Source organism: Paraburkholderia sp., assembly GCF_026225065.1.
Taxonomy (GTDB): Bacteria; Pseudomonadota; Gammaproteobacteria; order Burkholderiales; family Burkholderiaceae; genus Paraburkholderia.
The window spans coordinates 1-4,208 of record NZ_JAMFSB010000308.1 but is presented as its reverse complement, the minus strand read 5'-3'; the positions used below and the strand labels follow the sequence as shown (position 1 = coordinate 4,208).

Here is a 4,208-nt window from a genome sequence, read left to right as displayed (position 1 = left end):
TGGAGATCAGCGCGCGGATAGAAGGCAGGTCGATTCGCTCGGCTAGCGCCTGAAGTGAACGGGTGCTGTCACCAGAGAGCTTGAGTTCGTCCGCAGTGAGTGAAAATTCGTCGGCAAGCGGTGGGCAAATAGTCTTGAGTTCGTCTGCGACGCGCCGGATACTCACGCCCAGGCTATTCCCGGCATTCGTGCAGATCACCAGCAGGTCAAGCGCATCGGGCAGGCATCCGGACATCTTCTTGCGACGGCGCGATGCCCGAAACGCGACCACGTACTCTGGAACGATCATGCCGACGATGAACGCCATCAACATCGCCGAGCCGCGCACGGCCGGGTATTGCCCGATCATCGGGATATTAGATCCCAGCATCACCGTGAGCCCTGCACTAATCAACCCGAAGACAAACTTCACTGCAAGCAGCACAGATACCGCATGACTACTGCGATAGCCGCTACGTGCCATTTCCTTTTTAAGCTTGAGTCGGTATTTCGCGTCGAACAGCGGGAGCCGGTCGCCGATGCGCCCAAGCCGCTGCACGAGCTGCGCGCGCCACCCGCCTGATGCCTCAGCCTCGTCCATCTGAACGCTTTCCGCTCGCTGCGTAAGCGCGACCTCGCGCGCGCGATCAGCAATCCTTCCGCGCCGGCCGCCTCGCTTGGTCGCCCACCAGATTGCAAGTCCGGCGAAGAGCGCGGACAGCATCAGCAGATTGATAAGCGTTTCGATGTACTCCTGCTTCATCGCGATGCATCCAGTTTTGACATCTTGGTGACGACGACAATGCCTACGACGACTGAGATGACTGCGTAGGTGAACAGCTTCTGACCGCCGGGGGTGCCGAAGAGCACGGGAAGGTACGTCTTGTCCAGTGAGGCCATGGCCAACATGATGACCAGCGGGATGGCCGTGAGAATCTTGGTCGTGATACGCGCTTCACCTGTCAGGGCCCGCGACTTCTGGCGAATTTCTCGGCGCGACCGCACGATAGTGGCGAGGTTCTCAAGCGTCTCGCCGAGTTGGCCACCGGTTTCGCGTTGCAGTACCAAACACACGCAGAAGAAAGAAAAATCCGCAATTTCGATGCGCCGCACCGCCACCGCAAGCACCGCCTCGAGATCCAGCCCGATCTGAAGAGAATCGCTCATCAGCTTGAACTCGTGACGCAGTGGTTCCTGAAGCTCTTCCACGGCCGAGCCGATCACATGGGTCACCGGCACGCCGGCGCGAACTGCGCGTACGAGCAGGTCAATCAAGTCCGGGAAACCATCGAGAAAACGCTCTCGAAAGCGGTTCACGAGAAAGCTATAGGCACGCATGCCCAGCAGCACCGGCAGCCCGATCACGAGCAATGGCGGAGCGAAATGGGGCAGCGGCATAAACTTCGTCATGAGAACGGCAACCAGTTCCCCAACAATGGTTGCCGCGATCACGATGCGCAGTCCGTTCGCCCCCGCGACCGTGCGAAGACGTGCGAGTTTCGGGCCGAACCAGCGGCCGAATGCGTTGTCTTCGCTGCTGACGCTAAAGAGGTCCGCGTCGACCTGGTCACTGTCCTTCGTTGGCAGGCGGTGGCCCTGCAACGTGAATGCATCGGCCATGCGCGCGTGGATCCGCGCTTCGGGCTGCTTGCTGCGTAGATCCTGCACGGTCAGGTACATCACGCCGAGCACGATCACACCTGCAAAAGACGCAAAGGTGACGAGGTCGACGATACTCATAGCTTCATTGCCTCCATCAGGGCGTCCTCGAGACCGTAGTACGCCGCACGTGCGGAAAACGCCGGGCGCACCGAGGCGCACTCGAACACGCCCTTTACTTCCTCGCTATACGCGCTCGCGTCGTAGCGGAACGTGAACAGGTCCTGCGTGATGATGACTTCGCCTTCCATGCCGACAAGTTCCGTGATGCGCGTGATCCGGCGCATGCCGTCGCGCATCCGTTCGATCTGCACGATCAGGTGCACGGCACTCGCGATCTGGCGACGAATCGAGAGCAGCGGAAGATTGCCGTTTGCCATCATGACCATGCTTTCCAGCCGGGTGATGCCGTCGCGCGGCGTGTTTGCGTGGATCGTCGTCATCGAGCCGTCGTGGCCCGTGTTCATTGCCTGGAGCACATCGAAGGCTTCCGGGCCGCGGGTCTCGCCAAGGATGATGCGGTCCGGGCGCATTCGCAGTGCGTTGCGCACGAGGTCGCGTTGCGCGACGGCACCGAGTCCTTCAGAGTTTTCCGGGCGCGTTTCGAGGCTCACCACGTGTGGCTGCACGAGTTGCAGTTCAGCCGCATCTTCGATCGTAATGGTGCGCTCGCCGAGGTCGATGAAGTGCGACAGCGCATTGAGCAGCGTTGTCTTCCCCGAACCCGTACCACCCGACACGATAATGTTGAGCCGGCAGGTGCTCGCGAGCTTGAGCACGTTCGCCATCGCCTGCGACAGGTTGCCCTGCTGCGCCATGCGGTGAAGCGTGATGTTGCGCTTGGAAAATTTACGAATCGAGATGACTGCGCCGTGGATCGCGAGCGGCGGCAAGACGACGTTGACCCGGCTGCCGTCGGCGAGGCGGGCGTCTACCATCGGGCTGCTTTCGTCCACGCGCCGCCCGATGCCCGCTGCAATCCTCTGTGCCACGTTCACCACGTGCGTGTTGTCGCGGAACTTGTAGGGGGTCAGTTCTAGTCGGCCATGCCGTTCTACATAGACCTGGTCGGGCCCGTTCACGAGCACGTCGGTTACCGTTTCGTCGGCGAGCAGCGGTTCGATCGGGCCGAGGCCAAACATATCGTTGAGCAGGTCGCCCACAATCTGCACTTGCTCCGAGATCGTGATGTTCAGGCGTTCACGTTCGGCGATCTCCAGCACGAACTGTTCAACGCTTGGCTTCATTTGCTCGCGTGTCTTGCCGACGACGGCAGACGCGTTCATCGAAGCGAACACGCCATTGCGAATGATCCGGAAGAGGTCTGAGCGGACCAGCAACTCGTTGCCTTCCAACGGGGTAGCGCGTGACACAGCCGCCGATGCGGTCGCGACAGGGGCTACCAGATCGAGTACGGCGAGCCCGGCGGCATCTGCGCCACCGAGTGCCGCTTCACCGACTATAGGTGCGCCTTTCTTTTGTCCGAACATCAGTTTCTCCTCAACCGGAGCTTCTGGAAGAACGTGCGTTCAGCGCTCGAGTGCTGGCCGGTCAGGTCACTGCCGATCCGCGTGATTGTCTGGTTGAAGCCGTTGGCCGCTTTGTCCTTGGGCGCCTCGCCCAGGTTCGCTGCGATCGTCACCGCCTTCGCTTCGTAGGGAATTTCGTGCAACACGGTGCGCCCGACCGCCGACATAAAGTCGGGCGACTCGACCTTGCCCGTCGCCGAGGAAGTCTGGTTGTTGAGCAGAACTGACGTGGTGGGATTGTTCTCGCGGTCTTCAATGAAGCGCAGCCGGCGGATCGTCTCGCGGGTTGAGTGTACCGAGCGGTCGGCGACCAGGTACACGCGTGACGCGTGGTCGAATGCTTCGCCTGCCAGCGGGTCTGCCAGGTCGCCGACGTCGAGGATCACGTAATGGAAATTGTCGCAGAGGAGTGCCAATACGCGCGCGAGCGAGTCGTCCCCGAACGACCGCGGGGCACCGTAGTCGAGTTCTGCTGAGAGCACGAAGAGGCGCGTGCCCTTGGCGACGAGCGTGCGCTCGACGTACTGCGGATCTAGACGGTGCACGTTCTGCAATACGTCCGAGAGACCGTTGTTACTCTGGATGCCAAGCATGCTGTTGGCAGCACCGCCATACAGGTTCAGGTCGACGTAGGCAATCCGGCGGTGCGTGTCTTCAGCCAGATGGCGCGCTACGTTGAGAGCGATCGTCGTCACGCCAACCCCGCCACGCGAACCCGTAAACGCGACGGTCTTGCCGGCGCGCAGACGCTTCACCGGGCTCACCTTGCCGTCGGACACGTTGAGCGTCCGCCTGATCAGCTCCACCGTGAGCGGCTTCACGAGATAGTCGCGGACACCGATTTGAAGCAGCGCGCGGAACAGGCCGACGTCGTTGCGTTCGCCGAGCGCCACCACCTGCACAGACGGCTCGCACACTTCGGCCAAGCGACCGAGATCGGAAAGTGGCATCACGGAGTCGTGCAGGTCCACGAGCAGGAACAGCGGCGAGCGGTCGAGCTTTGCCACATAGGCGATTGCCTCGTTCACCCCGCCAATCGCG

Annotated in this window: 4 protein-coding genes; all 4 read right to left on the bottom strand. The window is 61.4% G+C overall.

Annotated elements, in window-relative coordinates:
* Nucleotides 1-703: type II secretion system F family protein (locus M0954_RS22225; RefSeq protein WP_297355508.1), on the bottom strand; the 703-nt coding region annotated here is incomplete at its 3' end.
* Nucleotides 704-738: 35 nt separating this feature from the next.
* Nucleotides 739-1,719, bottom strand: a complete 981-nt coding sequence (locus tag M0954_RS22220) for a type II secretion system F family protein (protein WP_297355506.1) — start codon at nt 1,717-1,719, stop codon at nt 739-741.
* Entirely contained in the window at nt 1,716-3,128 is a 1,413-nt protein-coding gene (locus M0954_RS22215; RefSeq protein WP_297355504.1) for a CpaF family protein, read from the bottom strand. The genes M0954_RS22220 and M0954_RS22215 overlap by 4 nt, the downstream gene beginning before the upstream one ends.
* The coding region (locus tag M0954_RS22210; protein WP_297355503.1) for an AAA family ATPase at nt 3,128-4,208 on the bottom strand (1,081 nt) is incomplete at its 5' end. The genes M0954_RS22215 and M0954_RS22210, both read right to left, overlap by 1 nt.

Bases quoted from the DNA above. Each gene is read 5' to 3' on its own strand.
- M0954_RS22220 (WP_297355506.1), bottom strand. From the start codon at position 1,719: ATGAGTATCGTCGACCTCGTCACCTTTGCGTCTTTTGCAGGTGTGATC.
- M0954_RS22215 (WP_297355504.1), bottom strand. From the start codon at position 3,128: ATGTTCGGACAAAAGAAAGGCGCACCTATAGTCGGTGAAGCGGCACTC.